Below are 18,136 nucleotides of genomic sequence, written 5' to 3'. Positions count from 1 at the left end.
TTCGCGCCGCGGCCGCGGCCGCGGCAGGCGCGATCCTGGCAGCCGTCGCCGGCCGCTTCGCCCCGCCCTCGCCGAGGCTCGCCGTGGTGCCCGCCGAGGGCCCTTCCCGTGAATCTGATCACATAGCCGGCACCTGACATCCGGACAGGTCCGCGCGCAGGTGGTTCACGCGTCCCCGAACACCATGCGATGCCCCTTGGCGGTGTCCATGTATTCGCGCACCCGATGGATCAACCCGTCCCGCAGCTCGAAGACGAAGCAGTAGTCGTTGCGGTAGTCCTTGCCGTCCGCCAGCGTGGCCCGCATGCTCTCCTCCACCACGACCACGTCGCCGTCGGCGTAGAAGCCGCGGAAATCCAACGCCACGTCGGCGACGAACATGCGCGGGAAGTCAACGGTGAGGAAGTGGACGATGGCGTCCCTGCCCACCATGTGGTGCGTCCCGCCGAGCGCCACGGCGGTCGCGTTCCCGGGCGGGGCCAGCCACTCGGCGTCCTGGGTGAAGAACGCCCCGATCAGATTTTTGTCCCTGGTCGAGAATGATCGCCACGCCTGCTGCACGAGCTCGCGGCTCTGTTCAGAAGTCATGCCAGACAGCGTAGGCAGCCTCCCGGCACGAGACCGGCCACATTCGGACACGGTCACCGGACGACGGTCAGCGACCTGCGCACGTCCAGGGTGATCACCCGGCGGGTGTCCGTCGTGACCATTACGCTCCCCAGATGACCTTCATCTATGACGTTCTCACCGATCCCCGACGTGACACCACCCTCACCGGCAGCCTTCACTACCGCGACACCGACAACTACGGGTTCTCTCACGACCCGGAGTTGGGGCTGCAGATCATCGTGGACGCGTGGAAGCACCTCAGCCGCTACGGTGCGGCGTCTGTCTCCGCGGCGACGGAAGCCGAGTTCAAGGAGCTCTATGGCCTTGTTCTCGAGCGTGCCGATCCGCCCTCTTCACCATCGAGGTGAGCGATCCACGCCATCTCGACCACTTCGCGGAGAGTCGGTATTTCAGATGGCCTGATCCGGGACGAGGCTCCCAGCCGCCGCGTGAGGGCTGTGATCGTGGAAGCTTGTGACATGAACTCTTCCGCAGACGACGGCTCACCGGAGCGGGCAGGCTACCGGCGGTCGGCGGGGTCGCCGCGCGGCGAGGCCAGGCGCCGGGAACTGCTCGATCGTGTCACCGACGACCTCGCGGTCAACGGGCTTGTGGACTTCTCGCTCCGGCGGGCCGCGCGGGCGGCCGGCACCACGCACAAGGTGCTGCTCTACCACTTCGACGGGGTTTGTGGAGTCGCGGACCAGCGGGGATGCCGCGGGGATCGCGGCGGGGTTCGAGGCCCTGGTCCGTGCGCTGGAGCGGGAGGAGGCCGCCGGCGATCAGGACCCGTCCCGTACATCATGAGTGTCATGGGGCCGTGTACTGCTCCCGTGCGTCAAGCAGCTCGTCCCAGTGCTCCGCCGCCCACGCGCATGCGGAATCCAGTGGTTCCAACATGCTGCGGCCCAGCGGCGTCAGCGCGTACTCCACTTCCGGTCTCGGGTCGGCGCGCACCGTGCGTGAGACGAGCCCGGCTCGCTCCAGGCCGCGTAGCGACTGCGTGAGCACCTTCGGGGTGACGCGCTGCAGTGGCACACGCAGCTCGGAGAACCGGCGGGGGCCCTCTTCCAGGCAGCGAATGATCAGAGCCGCCCACTTGTCGCCGAAGCGGAAGGGCAGAAGCGAGGACGGACACAGTTCGTCGAACATGTCCTGAGGAAGCGGCTGGCGGTGCGTCATGCTCTCTCTCCTGCCTGTCGGCTGAGGCCGGTAGCTGGTCCCGGTATCCAGGAGGTAACCGCCCTTGCGGCTACCTTTCGGGAGCATCGATCAACCGGGAGGTATTCCGACAATGGGCAGGTTCGTGATTTTCGGGGCTGGAGGCCGGGCAGGCCGGCAGGCTGTCGCTGAAGCGCGCCGGCGTGGACACCAGGTCACCGCGGTGGTCCGCGACCCGTCCCGCTACGGCGGCTTGGCGGACGACGGCGTACGGATCGTCGCCGGGGACGTCACCGACGCGGCGGACGTCGCCGCCCTCGCGGCCGGGCACGACGCCGCGATCAACGCGGCGGCGGTGATCGATTCGGAGGAGTTCTTCACCAGCGCCTCGCACGCCCTCATCAAGGGCCTGCGGCAGGCCGGGGTGGACAGACTCGTCACGGTCGGCCTGGCATCGCTCCTGCTCGGCCCCGACGGCACCCGCCTGCTGGACATGCCCGGTTTCCCCGCCGAGTTCCGGCCCTTCTGCCTGGCGCACGCCGACGGTCTTGAGGTTCTTCGTGGCGAAGGCGGCACGCTGGACTGGGTGTATGTCAGCCCGGCCGGCGACTTCGACCATGAGGGTGAGCGCACCGGCCGTTACGAGCTCCGCGAACACGGTGACCCCGCGGCGCGCATCTCCTATGCGGACTTCGCCCTCGTCCTGCTCGACGAGGCCGAGACCCCACGGCACCACCACGACCACCTGGCCGTGACATGACGACATGACGGCACCGCCAGGCGCGACGAGGCGGGCCCGGCCGAGGGCGCGATCTGGTGACCGGCAGGGGCATCGCCGACGCCGTCGGCGCTCTCGCGGGCCGCCGGCCCCTGCTGGTGCCGCTCGCCGGCGAGCCGGGCACTGTCGCCATGCTCACCACGCCGGACGTCGGGGACGGGCCACGCGCGCTCGACCCCGACGACAGGCACCCGGAGTGGCAGCAGGCGGTGGCGGCCCGCTCCGCGCTGCGCCTCCTGTTCTACCAGCCCGGCCGTGACACCTCGCGCGTACGGAGCCCGCTGCTGATCCTCACCTGCGACGAGGACCAGACCGCTCCCCCCGGACCCGCCCTCCACGCGGCGCGGCGGGCACCGCGCGCGGAGCTGGTCCGCATGCCTGGCAGGCACTACTCGCCCTTCATGGAGATGCACGAGCAGGCCCTCGACGTCGAGCTGTCCTTCCTCCGCCGGCACCTGCTCGGTCACGCGCCGGAGCGATCAGGCGCCGCCCGCCTCTCGCCCAAGTGATGGGATCTCCGGGGCGAGCCCTCGATCTTCCCCGGATCGGACGGCGAACGTTATGATGCCGTCCATGCATCTTTCCTCGTGTCTGAGCTGGTGGCGCTCCTTGTAGGAGCGGCCGCCTCTCATTCATGAACTGGGCCGTTCGGACGGACGGCCCTTTTGTGTTCCCTGGAGCAGGGACGTGTCGTCCTGACGGCGATACCGGCACCCACCAGGAGACACCCATGAACACCACTCTGCTCACCGCAGGACCCGAGACCCTCGCCTCCGGCTCCCCCGCCGACCCGCTCGGGACGTCCGTCGCGCAGGCCCGCAGCGCGCATCTCGAAGAACTGATCCGTGAAGATCCGGGGCGGTTCCGGGTGCTGACCGGTGACCGCCCTACCGGACGTCTGCACCTGGGCCACTACTTCGGCACACTCCACAACCGGGTACGCCTGCAGGACCTCGGCGTGGAGATGTTCGTGCTCGTCGCGGACTATCAGGTCCTGACCGACCGCGACGTCGCGGACGACCTGACCGGGCACGTCGAGGAGCTGGTGCTGGACCACCTCGCCATCGGCGTGGACCCGGCACGCAGCACCGTCTTCACGCACAGTGCCGTCCCCGCCCTCAACCAGCTGCTGCTGCCCTTCCTCAGCCTCGTCTCCGTCGCCGAGCTCAACCGCAACCCCACCGTCAAGGACGAGATCGCCCACTCACGCCAGTCCGCCGTCAGCGGCCTGACGTTCACCTACCCCGCCCACCAGGCCGCCGACATCCTCTTCTGCAAGGCCAACCTGGTCCCGGTCGGCCAGGACCAGCTCCCCCACCTCGAGATCACCCGCACCATCGCGCGCCGCTTCAACGACCGCTACGGCAACGGCACCGCCGTGTTCCCCCAGCCCGACGCCCTGCTGTCGAGCGCGCCCCTTCTGCTCGGCACGGACGGCACCAAGATGAGCAAGAGCCGGAACAACGCCATCACCCTGGCCGCCGGCGCCGACGAGACGGCCCGTCTGATCAAGGGAGCCAAGACCGACTCCGAGCGTCACATCACCTACGATCCGGTCACCCGCCCGGAGGTGTCCTCGCTCCTGCTGCTGGCGGCCCTCTGCCAGGAGCGGACCCCCGAGGAGGTCGCCTCCGGCATCGGCTCCGCGGGTGCCGCCGCGCTGAAGGCGACCGTGACCGAGGCGGTCAACGAGTACCTGGCTCCGATCCGGGCCCGCCGGAGCGAGTACGCCCAGGACCGCGCCTACCTCCACCAGATCCTGCGGGAGGGCAACGAGCGGGCCAGAGCCATCGCCGACGCCACCCTCGCCGAGGTGCGTACCGCCATGAACAGCCACTACTGACACCCGCGGAGCCTCCGTCAGAGGGCCGACGGTCGCGCCGTGTCGGCGGGGCGGGTCGCAACCGAACCGTCGGCGGGCGCGGCCTTGGCGGGGATCAGCTTGCCCAGCGTGACGAACAGCAGGACCAGCCCCACGGTCAGCAGGATGTGCCCCAGGCCGGCGATCAAGGCGATGGCCGTACTGTCGGGGTGGCCCAGGACGGTCAGCGTTCCGTGCAGGGTCATCATGGCGACGGTCACCGCGAGGCCGGAGTTGTAGATCCAGAAGAACCAGCCGAAGAGCCGGCTGGAGGTCAACGCGAACAGCTTCTCCAAGGCCAGGACGACCAGAAAGAACAGCATCCCGAGCACGAGCAGATGCGTGTGCACCACGCCGAGCTGCGTCTCGCCGGTGAAGCCGGTCAGCTTGGTGATCTCACGGTAGTACAGACCGCTGACGACCCCGAGGATCATGTAGACGTGTGCGGCGTTGAGGATCTTCCTCATGCTTGCCGCGCCGTCGCCCGCGGAGGCGCCATGACGTCCCCCGCGGTGGGGCACGAGTCATGAACGACCGGCGAGCAATCACTCGTCGGCATCGAGACCGGGCGGGCACTCCGTGGGCTCGACGGAGCCGTCGGGGTTCTGGATCTCGCACCGGGTCCCGGAATCGCCGTCGCCGACTCGGTCGCCGACTCGGTCGCGGACTCCGTCGCCGGCGACGGCACCGGAGACACCGGCGAAGAAGGCCAGGCCGATGACGACCGCGATGAGCCCGGCGACGATCCCGCCGTGACCGCCCCCGACGCTCTCCGCGGGCACGGCCCTGGTCGGGTCCCGCGGGTCGTAGAGCACGTCGGTCGCGTTGCCGACGCCGAGCTCGGAGGTGGTCCGCGCCTCGGTGGTGATCTCCCGCCCGTCCACGGTCGTGAAGGTCAGGACCGGCCGATGTCTCGCCCTCAGGTGCTCCCCTCGCCCCGCGAACGTGGTGCGGACGTCGCTGACGACGCCCGGCACCCGCTGCGCTCGCCGGGCGAACCGCCTGCCGTCCACCATCCCCTTGATCGAACCCAGAACGATCAGCATTCCGAACGCCACGAACAGCAACGGGAAGTAGGTGATCAGGTCGTCCAACGCGGGTCTCCTCAGATCGGCTCGAATCATAGAACGCCCCGGAGGGGGCGAGGTTCCCGGCCCTCGACTCCTCGCCTGGACGCGGTTCGCGGCGGCCAGGGTCATGACAGCCGCAGGGCTCATATATGCGGACCGCGATAAGGCCGCAATGTGAGCTTTGTCACTGAGAGAAAAAGGGTCACCAGAAAAGGCCGTGCAATCCGGACGGGAGCTTTCGACACCACCGCACGAAGATCACCTGCTCGGCGGGCGGTGGGCCGAGGCGTTCACCCCCGCACCCCTGGCCGTTTACGGTCCTGCGCCGCGTTTAATGAAGCCGGGATTTTCTTTGAATTGTCAACGAACCGCGCGCGGCGCGTGACCGGCGACTTGCCCCGCACTTGTCATCGTCCTAACATCTCGTGGGCGCAAGGGATTCAGGAACGCCTACCGGCATCCGGTCCCCGCGCTTTTCCTCCGCACGATGAGGCGTCCAACAATTACGCCTCACCCCCCGAAGGCCGCTGATCGCGGCACAGATACAAGGAGGTATCCCATGCGATCGCAGCGAACCTTTGACCGTCGCAGGGCGTGGCTCGCCACGGCCGCCCTCGCCGGACTGGCCCCGCTGTTCTCCGTCGCGCCCGCTCTGGCGACCACCTCGACGACCTCGACGACGACCGACCCCGTCGGCGTCTACGTCCTGCGAGTCACCCCCGCGACCGGCGGAGACCCCGCGCCCCTCTCGGCCGGGACCCTGCTGTGCGGCCCGGACGGAGGCGCGCACGCCAGTCCGGCGCAGGCCTGCGACCAGCTCCGGCGCGCGAACGGCATGGTGGAGCGCATCCCCGAGGCTCCCGGCATGTGCACCAAGGAATACGCCCCGGTGCGCGTGACCGCCACCGGCGTCTGGAACAGGCAGTTCCGCGAATTCACGCGTACGTATCCGAACCTCTGCACGGCGGTGCACGCCACCGGAGGCGTCCTCTTCGCCTCCTGACGCACAGCCTTTCCTGAATGCGGGGCATCCCGATCCCCACTCTCACATGGCCGTCACATGAACACCGGAATAGCACGCGCCTGCGAGAATAGGGCCTTTCGGGATGCCCCGGGAACAGGGCTGACCACAATCCCGCCAGTGGACTCCAAGACGTTGTCCGGACGAGGAGAAGGATATTTTCGTGTTCAAGCACCTGGCTGTCGCGACCATTTTCGCGGCGATCACGGCCGCCCTGCCGGCGACGACGGCGCGGGCCGAAACGCAGGCCCAGCCCGCCGCCGGCCATTCACAAGAATTGATTGGCTATGAGAAGACGGGCGGGTTCGCGGGAATTCAGCGCAGAATTTCGATAGACCGGAACGGCCTGGCGCGGGCCGCCGCCGGCGGGGTCACCGCCGCCTTCCAGCTCACCCCCGAGGAGTTCAGCCTGCTGCGGCGCCGGCTCGGCGCCGTCTCCACGTGGAACTCCTCCACGCAGGGCTGTGAGGTCGCGGATCACTTCACCTACACCCTGCGCTACCGGGGCCACCGCGCCGTCCGCTGCCACACGCTGCCACGCGACTGGGAGCCCGCCGTCACGCAGCTCGACCAGGTCATGGACCGCCGCCTCGCGCCGACCAGGCCCGCAGCGCACGACTGATCCACCACACCGGCCACGGCCGGGACGGCCTGGGCGAGACCGGCCAGAGGGGGGCCGGCACTCGCCGATCGGGGGGCCGTCCCGGCCCTGGCCCAGCCTTGACCTTGACACTGGGGACAAGGCTTACGCTCGGGCCCCCTGACACCCCGAGGAACGGACAACGCCCATGAGCGCAGACCGCCCATCCCTGCTCGACCACGACCGGCGCTTCTTCGAGGCGCTGACGGCCGCGGAGCCCGAGGTCCTGGACGATCTCCTCGCGGACGACTTCGTCCTGGTCAGCGTGGAGGACGGGGCCGTCGTGAGCCGGGACGTCCTCCTCGACGCCATCACCGCCGGCGCCGTACGCTTCCCGGCGATCGAGACGTTCCCGGAGGAGGCCATCGTCCGCCACCTCGGCGACGCCGGGGACGTCGGGATCGTCGTGGGACGGACCGGCATGAACTTCACGCACTCCGACGGGACCACCTTCAGCGCCGGCAGCCGCTACACCCACGTCTACATCGCCGCCTCTCCCACCGCCTGGCGGCTCGTCTCCGCGCAGGGCACCCCCGTCAAAGCCCCGGCATAATCACCCGCATGCGGTTCGGAATCCTCGGCCAGACCCGGGCGTGGCGCGACGACGGGGCCGAGGTCTCCCTGGGCGGCCCGGCCCGGCGGGCGCTGCTGGCCCTGCTGCTGGTCCGTCCCGGCGAGGTCCTCCCGGCCGAGCGACTCGCCGACGAGATCGAGCCGGACGGGGGGACGTCGGCTCACGCGCTGCACTCGCAGGTGTCCAGGCTGCGCTCGGCCCTGGGCGACGGGGCGGCGATCGAGCGGTACGGAGCGGGCTACCGGATCGTGGTCCGGGATGCCGACGACGTGGACGCCTGCCGGTTCGAGCGGCTGGCCCGGGAAGGCCGGTCCGCGCTGCGCGAGGGCGACCCGGGCCGGGCGGTCACGCTGCTGCGCGAGGCGCTGGAGCTGTGGCGGGGCCCGGCGCTGGCCGACCTCCGCGAAAGCCCGACGGCTCAGGCCGCCGCCGCGCGGCTGGAGGAGCAGCGGCTCGGGACGATCGAGGACAGCATCGAGGGCGAGCTGCGACTGGGCGAGCACCGCGCGGTCGTGCCCGAGCTGCGCGAGCTGGCCGGCCGCCATCCGCTGCGCGAACGGCTGGCGGCGCTGCTCATGCGGGCGTTGTTCGCCGAGGACGGGCAGGCGGCGGCGCTGGAGGTGTTCGAGGAGACCAGGCGGCACCTGGACGAGGAGCTGGGCGCCGCCCCCTCGGCCGAGCTCACCGCGCTGCACCGTGAGGCGCTGAGCGCGCCGCCGTCCCCCGCGCCCGCCGCGCCGCCGGCCCAGCTCACGAGCTTCGTCGGCCGGGCCGAGGAGGTGACCGAGGTCGCCGGGCGGCTGCGCCTGGCCAGGCTGGTCACGCTGATCGGCCCAGGCGGCGTCGGTAAGACCCGGCTGTCCGTCGAGGTCGCCGCGATCGCGGACGACGACGTGTGCTTCGTGGAGCTGGCCGCGCTGCGCGACGGCGCCGACCTGCCGCGGGCGCTGCTGGGCGCGCTCGGCCTGCGCGAGAACGGGCTGGTCATCGAGGGAGACGGGCAGGGCCCGGTCGAGCGGCTCATCTCGGCGCTGTCGGACCGGGTGCTCCTGCTCGTCCTGGACAACTGCGAGCACGTCATCGAGGAGGCCGCCGCCCTGGCGGCCCGGCTGCTGGCGACCTGCCCGCGGCTGCGGGTTCTGGCCACGAGCCGTGAACCGCTCGGCGTCATCGGGGAGAACCTCTGGCAGGTGCGCGCCCTCGACGCCGACGCGGCCGTGCGGCTCTTCACCGACCGCGCCGCGGCCGTGCGGCGCGGGTTCACCGCCGATCCCCAGGTCGTACGGCGGATCTGCGCGGCGCTCGACGACCTGCCGCTGGCCATCGAGCTCGCGGCGGCGCGGCTGCGCACCCTGGACGTCGACGACCTGGCGGGACGGCTGGACGACCGGCTCGGCGTGGCGGCGCGCGGCAGCCGGACGGCCGACGAGCGGCACCGGACGCTGCGCTCGGTGGTCGCGTGGAGCTGGGACCTGCTGACCGAGCCGGAGCGGCGGGCCGCGCGGCGGTTCGCCGTCTTCGCCGGCGGCGCGACGGCGGAGTCGGCGCTGCGGGTGTGCGGCGCCGACGGCGAGACGCTGGAGTCGCTGGCCGACAAGTCACTCCTGGAGGCCGCGGGCGGGCGCTTCCGGATGCTGGAGACGATCCGCGCGTACGCCGCCGAACGGCTCGACGAGGCGGGCGAGGGCGAGACCGTACGGAAGGGCCACGCCCGGCGGCTCCTGGAGCTTATGCGGGCCGCCGACCCCCACCTGCGCCGGGCCGAGCAGCTGGAGTGGCTGCCGAGGCTCGCGGCCGAGCACGCCGACCTCCTCGCCGCTCTGCGCTGGGCCGTCGAGGCCCGGGAGGTGCGGACGGCTCTGGAGCTGCTCGCCTCCGCCTCGACGTACCTGTGGCTGAGAGGCGTGTCCGCGGCCGTCGCGCCGCAAGCGATCGCGCTGCTCGACGCCATGGACGCCCCGGCGGAGGGCACCCCGGGCGAGGAGTACGCGACATGCGTGCTGCTGGCGGCGTCCGGGGACGGCGGGCGGCCGGTCTGGCAGCGGCATCACGCGGCGGCCGAGCAGGCGCTGGCCGCCGCGTGGCCGGGCGACCGGGCGGGCCGCCATCCGGCCACCCTGCTGCTGTGGATGATGCGCAGCGCCGTGGACGCCGATCCGCGCGGCGCGTACACGCTGGTCTGGTCGCGGCGCGACTGCCCCGATCCGTGGGCGAGGGCGGCCGCCCGGTACGTGCACGGCTACGGGCTGCTCGGCGAGGGCGACACCGCGGGCGCCGAGCAGGCGTTCCGCGCGGCGGCCGGGGCGTTCCGCTCGCTCGGCGACCGATGGGGCACCTCGCTGGCCCTGGACGCGATCGCCGGCCTGGCGGGGGCGGCCGGCGACCGGGCGAAGGCCGTCGCGCTGACCGACGAGGCGTTCGCCCTCGCCGAGGAGCTCGGCGCGCTGGAGGACGGCGCCGACCTGTTGGTCAACCGGGGCGACCACCTCGCCGGAGACGACCTGGCGGCGGCCCGCGCCGACTACGAGCGGGCCGCCCGGCTCGCCCACACCGCCGGCGGCTCCACCTGTCTCGCGGCGGCCCTGCGCGGGCTGGGCGACGTCGCCCTGACGGAGCACGACCTCGCGGAGGCCGAGCGGCTGTACGAGGAAGCCCTGGAACGGCTCGACCCGCACTGGATCAAGAGCGTCGGTCACCGGGTGCGCGCGCTGGCCGGGCTCGGCCGCGTCGCGGAAGCGCGCGGCGACCGGGCCGGAGCCGCGGCGCGATACCGGGAGGCCGCCGCGTCGGCGGCCACGGTCGTGCCCGCCACCCCGGAGGCGCTGCGCATGATGGGCCTGCCCGAGCAGGTCGTGGAGGCGGTGAGCGGGCGGTGAGCCGCCCGTGGTGAGGGTGGTGAGCCGGCGGTGAGCCCGCGGTGAGCGCCCCGGTGGAGGCTCTGCGTCATGAAGAACCGCACCGTCCTCATCTCGGGCTCCTCCATCGCCGGCCCCGCGCTCGCCTACTGGCTGCACCGTCACGGCTTCGTCCCCACGATCGTGGAGCGCGCCCCCGCCCTCCGTGACGGCGGCTACGCCGTCGACTTCCGCGGCCGGGCCCACCTGACGGTCCTGCGCCGCATGGGCGTCCTCGACGCCGTCGAACGCGCCAAGACCGGCGTGGGCTCCATGTCGTACGTGAACGCGGCCGGCAAGGAGCAGGCCAGGATGCCCGCCGACCTGTTCGCCGGCGACGTCGAGATCCTCCGCGGCGACCTGGGGCGCATCCTCCACGACGCGACCAAGGGCTTCACCGAGTACGTCTTCGGCGACTCCATCACCTCCATCGACGAGGACGCCGACGGCGTGACCGTCACCTTCGAGCGCGGCGTGCCGCGCCGGTTCGACCTGGTGATCGGCGCCGACGGGCTGCACTCCAACACCCGCCGCCTGACGTTCGGCCCGGAGGAGCGGTTCGTGAAGCACCTCGGCATCTACTGCGCGATCTTCACCACGGCCAACCACCTCGGGCTCGACCACACCGGGCAGGCCTACCGCACCGCGGGCCGGCTCGTCGCCCTGTACAGCGCGCGCCACAACGCGGAGGCCAAGGCCGTCTTCTTCTTCGCCTCGCCGCTCATGGACCTGAACCGCCGCGACGTCGCCCGGCAGCAGGAGGTCCTCACCGAGCAGTTCACCGGCAACGGCTGGCAGAGCGAGCGGCTGCTGCGCGAGATGCGGCACGCGCCCGACTTCTTCTTCGACTCGGTCGGCCAGGTCCACATGGACACGTGGACGCGCGGCCGGGTCGCCCTGGTGGGCGACGCCGCCTACTGCCCCTCGTCGCTGTCCGGCATGGGCTCGGGGCTGGCCCTGGTCGGCGCGTACGTCCTTGCGGGCGAGCTGGCGGCCGCGGGGGGCGACCACCGCGTCGCGTTCGCCCGCTACGAGAAGGAGATGCGCGAGTACGCGACGGGCTGCCAGAAGATGGGTGACGGCGTCGCCAAGCTCATGGTGCCCGGCAGCCGCGTGCTGGCCTCATTGCTCAACCACTACTACAAGCTCATTCCGTACCTGCCGGGCAAGAACATGGCCGCGAACATGGCCCGCAAGGCCGCCGAGAACGTCACCCTCCACGACTACGGGAACCTGAGCGAGCACGCGTGACCGTGCGGTCCGCCGGAGGTCACCGCGATCGTCAGCGTACGGGCGTGAGGCGTAACACGGCCTTGCCGCTGGTCAGCGAGGTGGCGCGGATCCGGATGCCGTTGACCGATCCGGAGGTCCCGCGGCTGAACATGGCCTGCGACATCACACCCGGTCCGGTCCCCTTCACCCGGACCGACCAGGAATTGAACGAGATGGACAGCCTGGTGATGCCGAAGCGGGAGCTGACCCGGAACGACACCGCCGGCGATCGAGGAGAACATGCGACTCCGCATCGGTGGGGGTCAACGCCTCCATCAACTCTCAGTCAGAGATCGTGCCCTCTCCACCGCCTCCCCCTCGGGAATTGCGTGGCGGCCCGCGAGCCGGCTCGGCATAGTTCGCACAATGCACCGACAGCTCATCAGCCACCTCGCCCATGGCGACCACCCCATCGCCACGCCCATCACCGAGGCGAACCTCGACCGCCTGCTCACCCGCGCCAAGCTCCCCTCCGGTGCGCGCGTCCTGGACCTCGGCTGCGGGGAGGGCGTATGGCTCCTGCGGGCGCTGGAGCTCCACCCCGACGCGACGGCGGACGGGGTGGACATCGGGGAGGAGGCGCTGGCGTCGGCCGCCGAGTCCGCCGGCCGGCTCGGGCTGGCCGGCCGGCTCCGGTTGCACCAGGTCCCGGCCGACTCCTTCGCCGCGGACGAGCCGTACGACCTGGTGCTGTGCGTGGGCTCCACCCACGCCTTCGGCGGGCTGGCCGAGACCCTCGACGCCGTGCGCCGCCACCTGCGCCCCGGCGGGCTGGCGCTGGTCGGCGAGGGATTCTGGGAGCGGCCCCCGTCCGAGGAGCTCCTCGACCTGCTCGGCTCGGACCCGGACGAGTACGCCGACCTGGCCGGCACCGTGACACGCGCGCACGACGCCGGCTACGCCACGGTCTACGGCCACACCAGCACGCGTGACGAGTGGGACGAGTACGAGTGGTCCTGGACCGGCACCCTCACCCGCTGGGCGCTCGACAACCCCGGCCCGGACGGCGACGAGGCCCTGGCCGCCGCCGCCGAGCACCGCGACATGTGGCTCAACGGCTACCGCGACGTGCTCGGCTTCGTCACCCTCCTGCTCCGGCGGACCGACCGGTAGGACGCCCGGCTCAAGGCCGCGGCCGTCCGACGAGGCGGGCATGCGCCCCCAAAAGGGCCGGCCCCCTCACGCGGGCGCGTGGGAGGGCCGGGTCGATCACCGTCGCGGGGGTGGTCAGCGGCGGGTGTAGATCACCGCGAGGGTCGGGGGCTTGACGCCCTTGTCCTTGTTCTCCGACGCCGCGAAGGCGCGCCAGTTGGTGGCCTCCTTCTCGTCGGCGCCGCGGAGCTGGATGCCGTAGTCGGGGGCGCCCGCGGCCCACGCCTTGGCGATGTTCGTCACGGGCCAGGCCAGGAAACCGGCGCCCATGGCGCACGGCTCGGTCCAGGTGCGACCGCGGCCGACGCGGGTCGTGGAGGCGCCCTCGCTGGTCGTCGTGGGCTTGTTGTCCCAGTTGAGGTCGCGCTCGTCCCAGGGGCTGGTGACCCGCTCGGCGGTGAGGCCGGAGCCGACGGCGAGACCGCAACCGTTGGTCTCCAGGTTCCACATCCCGAGGGTGGCCAGGAGGACCTTCTTGCCCTTGATCTTGGACGTGTTGAACTTGACGTAGCTGCGCATGACGTCGCCGCCCTGACCGTTCTCCCACGGCATGGTGCCCGCGATGATCATCGGGTCGCCGGGGTGGGAGGGCCAGGTGGAGGCCACGTCCGCGTCGGTCTCGACCTGCGGGAGCGTGATCGACGGGAACACCGTGACCGGGTACTTCCGCTTGGGGTCGGCCAGGAAGCCCGTGTCGGGCTTGAGGACGAGCACCTTGACGCCGTTCTGGGTCTCGACGCTGGAGTCGATCTCCTTCACGGCGTCGCCGCGCGGCTTGCCGTGACCGCTGGAGTCCCACATGACCGGACGCGCGCCGGAGGCGACGACCTTGCCGTCACCGGCCGTGCTCTTCAGCAGGAGCCGGCCGCTCGCGTCCTCGGTGAGGTCGACGCCCTCGGTCTGCACGGGGATGCGCAGCTCCAGCGGGCCGGTCGGCTTCTCGCGCAGCACCACGTCGTGGCGGAAGCCCGTGGGCAGCACGGTGACGACGAGGTCAGCGCCGCGGCCGGCGGCGTTGGCGAAGGTCGCGACGTTGCCGCTGACGGTCGGCTTGGGCAGCGCGGTCGGCCACTTGACCGCGAACTCGCGGCCGGCGTCGTCCACGATCTTGGCCAGCGGCCCGTCGCCGCCCGCGGAGACCTCGATGTTGGCGCGGGAGACGCGCGGCTTGAGCACCGCGCCGTTCTGGACGAGGGAGGTGTCGATCGGCACCCACTTGCCGCCCTGCTTGATCTGGGCGACGCCGGAGCTGATGCTCTCGGTGAAGGTGCCGTCGGGGTTGGCGACGGTGGTGCTGTTCTCGTTGGTCAGAGCCGGGACGGCCACGGCCTGGCCGCTGCTGGCCGCCTGCTGGGAGGCGGTGTCCATGGCGGCCTCGACGGCCTCAGCGCTCTGCGGCGAGTCGGACGGCGGCGTCGGCGTGGCCGCGGCGGCCTCGAACGTGGTGCCACCGGCGAGTACGGTCGCGGTGAGCAGACCAAGGGCGAGCTTCCCCGTAAGCGAAATACGCAATTCTCATCCTAAGCAGTACAGATGACGAAGGTGATGATTTGTCCAGCGCTGGCGATTTAAAGTTTGATAAATCCGCATAAAGCTGGACAGGCGGCATCGAGGCGGCGCCTCGCGGGCGCGCCCTCAGCCCTGGTGGACCCCGTGTCGCCGGCGCTGAGCGCCGGCCTTCCCCGTGTGCTAGGCGACCCCGCCTGCGCGTGAGTACATGATTCCCCGTTCTGCGAAACTGAGCATGATCGCGCTCAGGTCACATAACTATCACGCGATATATCCGGACAAGCCGAAATTGTGGGACTATGACCTATCTCACAGAGCGATGCGTCATCAAGTAAAACGCTCAGTCACGAACAGCCGCCACACCATGTCGTTCGCCAGGGCGGCGGGACGCGCCGCCGGTCTGCCCGGGGCGGTGCGGGCTGTGGTGGTGCGGGGGGCCGACATCGGCGATCGCCGAGCTCCTGGCAGCTCGGCTCGCCGGCGACGCCTGCCCCGGATGGGGCGTTGACACCGGTCTCCCTGATCCTTGGCCTCGCGGTCTCGTCAGCCGTTCGCTGCCCGATCGACGGATCCGAGATCCCGGGCCGTCCGGACGAAATCGCGGATGAGGTCGTTCTCCGCGGCGGTGCGCCAGACGAGCACCCAGCGCCCGGGAGGCGCATCGTGGATGGGGACATAGGTGATGCCCGGTACCGGCATGACCCGCTGGCCGTGAGCGAACCCTGGTGAGACGGCCTCGCCGCTCACGAGAATCGGAATCATGTCCGAGTAGTTGGTGACGATAGGCCCGATCTCGATGAGGCGCCCGCTCGGCGTGTGGGTGGGCACGAGCCCCTCCCTCCAGTAGCCGGGTTGCGCACCGCCCATGACGACCTCGTCCCCGAGGTCCTCCAGTGAGATCGACTCCCGTCCGGCCAGCCGGTGGGAGGTCCCGGTCAGCAGCACGATCGGCTCGGTCAAGACGATCGGCCCCACCGTCAGGTCCGGCTCCCTGACGGGCAGCCAGGGGATCTGGATGTCGACCTCACCGGCCCGCAGGGGGCCGAAAGGATCGCTGAAGTCGACGTGTCGGAAGCGCACCGCACAGCCCGGCCGGCGGCGGGCGAACTCCTCAAGGATGAGGCGGTAATCCTCGATGTTCTGCCCGATCATTCCCAGCCGCAGCACTTCGGCGTCGCCCCGGGCGGCCGCGACGGCACGAGCGAAGCCCTCGTGCAGCCCGCGGTAGGCCGGCGACAAATCCTCGAAGAGCTGCTTGCCGATCGGGGTCAGGGCTACGTGGCGGTTGCTGCGCTCGAACAGGGTGGCACCGATGCGCCGTTCCTGCTTCTTGATCGCCTGGCTGACGCGGGCCGGTGTCACGTGCAGCCGCTCCGCCGTACGGCCGAAATGCAGTTCCTGCGCCAGGGTCAGGAAGATCTCGATGTCACGCAGTTCCACGCGGCCCGTCCGTACTTTAGCGCTGGGTTAACACACGGTACTGGATCCGGCGTTGTCGCTGGTGCCGGCCCGTCGGCAGGCTGATCTCGTGAACATCATCGCTTCCGCGGTGACGCTGAACGTCGACGACGTGGCGGCGTCCAGCAACTTCTTCACCGGCCATCTGGGGTTCCACGAGGCGGAAGCCGGCGACGGGTACGCCCGCCTGGTGCGCCCGGACGCCACCGCCGACATCGAGCTGCTGCTGCGCGGCCCCGGCGGGCTGCTCCCCGCCGGGGTCGTGGTGACCTTCACCGTCACCGACGTGGCCACCGAGCACGACCGGCTGGTACGGGAGGGGGCCGCCGTCAGCATGCCGCTGCGCGAGGAGCCCTGGGCCGAGCGGCTGTTCGAGCTCACCGACCCCAACGGCATCGTGATCCGACTCGTGGAGTGGACACCTCCCGCGGGCGCTTAACCGCCACCGCGCTCGTTCCGCCGCGTCACGGCACACCCACCCGCGAACGACGTACGTACCGACTCGACGGAGTACTGACATGACCTTGACCGCTGATCCCGCCGTCACCGTGATCACACCCAAGAAGCGAAAACGAGGACTGGCACGCGTGGGCAGCGTGCTGGCCTGGGCGATGTGCGGGCTGGTCGCCTTACTGGGAGTGGCGTTCTTCGCGCCGCCGGTGCCCATCGACCCCGTACAGGATGTGCTGGGCATGATGGCGCTGTTCGTGCCCTGGCTGACCGGCTTCCTGATGGTCTGCGTGCTCGGCGCCGTCCTGACCGTGGTGCTGGCCTGGCGCACCCGCCGACGCGTGTTGTCCAGTGCCGGCGCGGTGGCCGGCCTCCTGTCCGCCGGCATGGTGATCGTGCCGTGGGCGGCGGCCGCTCGTACCGGTGAGGTCTCCTGGTCGCAGTACTTCGCCTCGCCCCCGGTGGCGGCCACGACCATGACGGAGACCTACGCGCACGATCTCAAGATCGACGTGTACCGACCGGCCGGCCGCGCCGCCGGCGGGCCGGCCCTCCTGTACGTGCATGGCGGCTCGTGGAACTCCGGCACCCGGGCCGACAGCGCCCCATGGCTGCGTTGGATGGCCGACCAGGGCATCGCCGTGTTCTCCATCGACTACCGGCTGTCCCCGCCGCCGCGCTGGCAGGACGCCGTGGGAGATGCCAAGTGCGCGCTCGGCTGGATCCGCGCCAGGGCGGCCGAGTACGGCATCGCGCCGTCCAACGTCTCCATCGCCGGAGACTCCGCGGGCGGCCAGATCGCCCTCGTCGCCGCCTACACCGTCAACGACCAGCGCTTCCGGCCCTCGTGCGATGTCCCTGAGGCCCCGGTCAAGTCGGCCATGGGCTGGTACGCCCCCACCGACCTGCCCCGCCTCCTGGAGGAGACGGGTCTGCCGAGCGCGGCGACCGCCGCCACCCGCGACTACCTCGGCGGCGACCTCGCCACGCAGCACGACCGCTACGAGGCGTCCTCTGCGGTCACCCACGTCCGGACCGGACTGCCGCCGACCCTCCTCGTCCAGGGCGACCGCGATCACATGATCCCCGCCACACAGGCGGCCGATCTGGCCGCCCGACTCCAGGCTGCCGGCGTCCCGGCCACCGCCGTGACCATCCCCTGGGCCGAGCACAACTTCACCGGCCAATGGGGCAGCTGGGGGGCACAGATCATGCGTCCCCACGTCAGCCGCTTCCTCAAGGAGCACGCGATCCAGGGCTGACCCGGCGACAGCCACGTAACCGCCGCCCGGCCACGCGGGCCCCCTCCGGGCCGTCCGCGGGGGGACGGCCGCGACCGGAGGCGGTGCACGCCGACGCGTGGCCACGCTGACATCACTGGTCAGGGCCAGACGCCGGCCTCGCCCTGAACGCAAGAGGCCCCGACCGGCTGGACCCCCGGCCGGGCCCGGTCGCCCGTATGTCAGCGGCGGCGTCAGGGCGGCGACAGCCCGGTATCAGAGCGGCCGGCGATGGTGGATCTCGAAAGAACACAGCACAAGGAGCACATCATGCACACGTTCGACACCTCCGCCCCGATCACCGCCGTCCTCGACATCCCCGCCGGACGTGTCCAGGTCATCGCCGCCGACCGGGCCGACACCGTGGTCGAGGTCGGGCCCGCGAACGTCTCCAAGAGCCGCGATGT

19 protein-coding genes are annotated in these 18,136 nt (G+C 71.1%); 12 read left to right on the top strand and 7 right to left on the bottom strand.

Annotated elements, in window-relative coordinates:
• Window positions 1–165: 165 nt before the first annotated feature.
• Complete coding sequence (locus tag AB0H81_RS36485; RefSeq protein WP_358384285.1) at window positions 166–588, bottom strand: nuclear transport factor 2 family protein; 423 nt, start codon at window positions 586–588, stop codon at window positions 166–168.
• Between the two features lie 134 nt (window positions 589–722).
• Between AB0H81_RS36485 and AB0H81_RS36480 the strand changes: the two genes are divergently transcribed.
• Window positions 723–977, top strand: coding sequence for a hypothetical protein (locus tag AB0H81_RS36480; protein ID WP_358384282.1), 255 nt, complete (start codon window positions 723–725; stop codon window positions 975–977).
• A gap of 442 nt (window positions 978–1,419) precedes the next feature.
• On the opposite strand, the gene AB0H81_RS36475 is transcribed toward AB0H81_RS36480, so the two are convergent.
• Window positions 1,420–1,791: a helix-turn-helix domain-containing protein gene (locus AB0H81_RS36475; protein ID WP_358384279.1), complete on the bottom strand. Its 372-nt coding sequence runs from the start codon at window positions 1,789–1,791 to the stop codon at window positions 1,420–1,422.
• A 112-nt stretch (window positions 1,792–1,903) separates the two neighbouring features.
• Here AB0H81_RS36475 and AB0H81_RS36470 point away from each other — a divergent pair, with 112 nt between their 5' ends.
• From AB0H81_RS36470 to trpS, 3 genes are all read left to right on the top strand, one after another.
• Window positions 1,904–2,530, top strand: a complete 627-nt coding sequence (locus AB0H81_RS36470) for an NAD(P)H-binding protein (protein WP_358384277.1) — start codon at window positions 1,904–1,906, stop codon at window positions 2,528–2,530.
• A 56-nt stretch (window positions 2,531–2,586) separates the two neighbouring features.
• Window positions 2,587–3,057: a hypothetical protein gene (locus AB0H81_RS36465; RefSeq protein ID WP_358384275.1), complete on the top strand. Its 471-nt coding sequence runs from the start codon at window positions 2,587–2,589 to the stop codon at window positions 3,055–3,057.
• 221 nt (window positions 3,058–3,278) lie between these two features.
• On the top strand, window positions 3,279–4,391 hold the full coding sequence (gene trpS, locus AB0H81_RS36460) for a tryptophan--tRNA ligase (RefSeq protein ID WP_358384273.1): 1,113 nt from the start codon (window positions 3,279–3,281) through the stop codon (window positions 4,389–4,391).
• 17 nt (window positions 4,392–4,408) lie between these two features.
• On the opposite strand, the gene AB0H81_RS36455 is transcribed toward trpS, so the two are convergent.
• On the bottom strand, window positions 4,409–4,876 hold the full coding sequence (locus AB0H81_RS36455) for a DUF2871 domain-containing protein (protein ID WP_358384270.1): 468 nt from the start codon (window positions 4,874–4,876) through the stop codon (window positions 4,409–4,411).
• A gap of 78 nt (window positions 4,877–4,954) precedes the next feature.
• On the bottom strand, window positions 4,955–5,503 hold the full coding sequence (locus AB0H81_RS36450; RefSeq protein WP_358384268.1) for a DUF3592 domain-containing protein: 549 nt from the start codon (window positions 5,501–5,503) through the stop codon (window positions 4,955–4,957).
• Between the two features lie 535 nt (window positions 5,504–6,038).
• Between AB0H81_RS36450 and AB0H81_RS36445 the strand changes: the two genes are divergently transcribed.
• The 5 genes from AB0H81_RS36445 (at window position 6,039) to AB0H81_RS36425 (ending at window position 11,859) form a co-directional block, all read left to right on the top strand.
• Window positions 6,039–6,482, top strand: a complete 444-nt coding sequence (locus tag AB0H81_RS36445) for an SSI family serine proteinase inhibitor (protein ID WP_358384267.1) — start codon at window positions 6,039–6,041, stop codon at window positions 6,480–6,482.
• A 181-nt stretch (window positions 6,483–6,663) separates the two neighbouring features.
• Complete coding sequence (locus tag AB0H81_RS36440; RefSeq protein ID WP_358384265.1) at window positions 6,664–7,122, top strand: hypothetical protein; 459 nt, start codon at window positions 6,664–6,666, stop codon at window positions 7,120–7,122.
• Window positions 7,123–7,288: 166 nt separating this feature from the next.
• Window positions 7,289–7,693, top strand: a complete 405-nt coding sequence (locus AB0H81_RS36435; RefSeq protein ID WP_358384262.1) for a nuclear transport factor 2 family protein — start codon at window positions 7,289–7,291, stop codon at window positions 7,691–7,693.
• An 8-nt stretch (window positions 7,694–7,701) separates the two neighbouring features.
• Entirely contained in the window at window positions 7,702–10,590 is a 2,889-nt protein-coding gene (locus AB0H81_RS36430) for a BTAD domain-containing putative transcriptional regulator (protein ID WP_358384259.1), read from the top strand.
• Between the two features lie 69 nt (window positions 10,591–10,659).
• Window positions 10,660–11,859 (top strand): FAD-dependent monooxygenase, encoded by a 1,200-nt coding sequence (locus AB0H81_RS36425; protein WP_358384256.1) that lies wholly within the window; start codon window positions 10,660–10,662, stop codon window positions 11,857–11,859.
• A 31-nt stretch (window positions 11,860–11,890) separates the two neighbouring features.
• Here AB0H81_RS36425 and AB0H81_RS36420 read toward each other — a convergent pair whose 3' ends face one another.
• Complete coding sequence (locus AB0H81_RS36420) at window positions 11,891–12,100, bottom strand: hypothetical protein (protein ID WP_358384253.1); 210 nt, start codon at window positions 12,098–12,100, stop codon at window positions 11,891–11,893.
• Window positions 12,101–12,246: 146 nt separating this feature from the next.
• Here AB0H81_RS36420 and AB0H81_RS36415 point away from each other — a divergent pair, with 146 nt between their 5' ends.
• Window positions 12,247–12,993 (top strand): class I SAM-dependent methyltransferase, encoded by a 747-nt coding sequence (locus AB0H81_RS36415; protein WP_358384251.1) that lies wholly within the window; start codon window positions 12,247–12,249, stop codon window positions 12,991–12,993.
• Between the two features lie 114 nt (window positions 12,994–13,107).
• On the opposite strand, the gene AB0H81_RS36410 is transcribed toward AB0H81_RS36415, so the two are convergent.
• Both AB0H81_RS36410 and AB0H81_RS36405 read right to left on the bottom strand, forming a co-directional pair.
• Window positions 13,108–14,544 (bottom strand): DNRLRE domain-containing protein, encoded by a 1,437-nt coding sequence (locus AB0H81_RS36410; RefSeq protein WP_358384248.1) that lies wholly within the window; start codon window positions 14,542–14,544, stop codon window positions 13,108–13,110.
• A 540-nt stretch (window positions 14,545–15,084) separates the two neighbouring features.
• Window positions 15,085–15,981, bottom strand: a complete 897-nt coding sequence (locus tag AB0H81_RS36405; RefSeq protein WP_358384245.1) for a LysR family transcriptional regulator — start codon at window positions 15,979–15,981, stop codon at window positions 15,085–15,087.
• 88 nt (window positions 15,982–16,069) lie between these two features.
• On the opposite strand from AB0H81_RS36405, the gene AB0H81_RS36400 reads away from it, so the two are divergent.
• A complete protein-coding gene (locus AB0H81_RS36400; RefSeq protein WP_358384242.1) occupies window positions 16,070–16,438 on the top strand; it encodes a VOC family protein in 369 nt (122 codons plus the stop codon).
• 79 nt (window positions 16,439–16,517) lie between these two features.
• Window positions 16,518–17,711, top strand: a complete 1,194-nt coding sequence (locus tag AB0H81_RS36395) for an alpha/beta hydrolase (RefSeq protein ID WP_358384239.1) — start codon at window positions 16,518–16,520, stop codon at window positions 17,709–17,711.
• Window positions 17,712–18,136 lie beyond the last annotated feature (425 nt).

Origin of the sequence: Nonomuraea sp. NPDC050691 (assembly GCF_040654455.1) — a bacterium.
Taxonomy (GTDB): Bacteria; Actinomycetota; Actinomycetes; order Streptosporangiales; family Streptosporangiaceae; genus Nonomuraea.
Note: the sequence above shows the minus strand (reverse complement) of the source record. Positions and strands in the feature narration are given on the sequence as shown.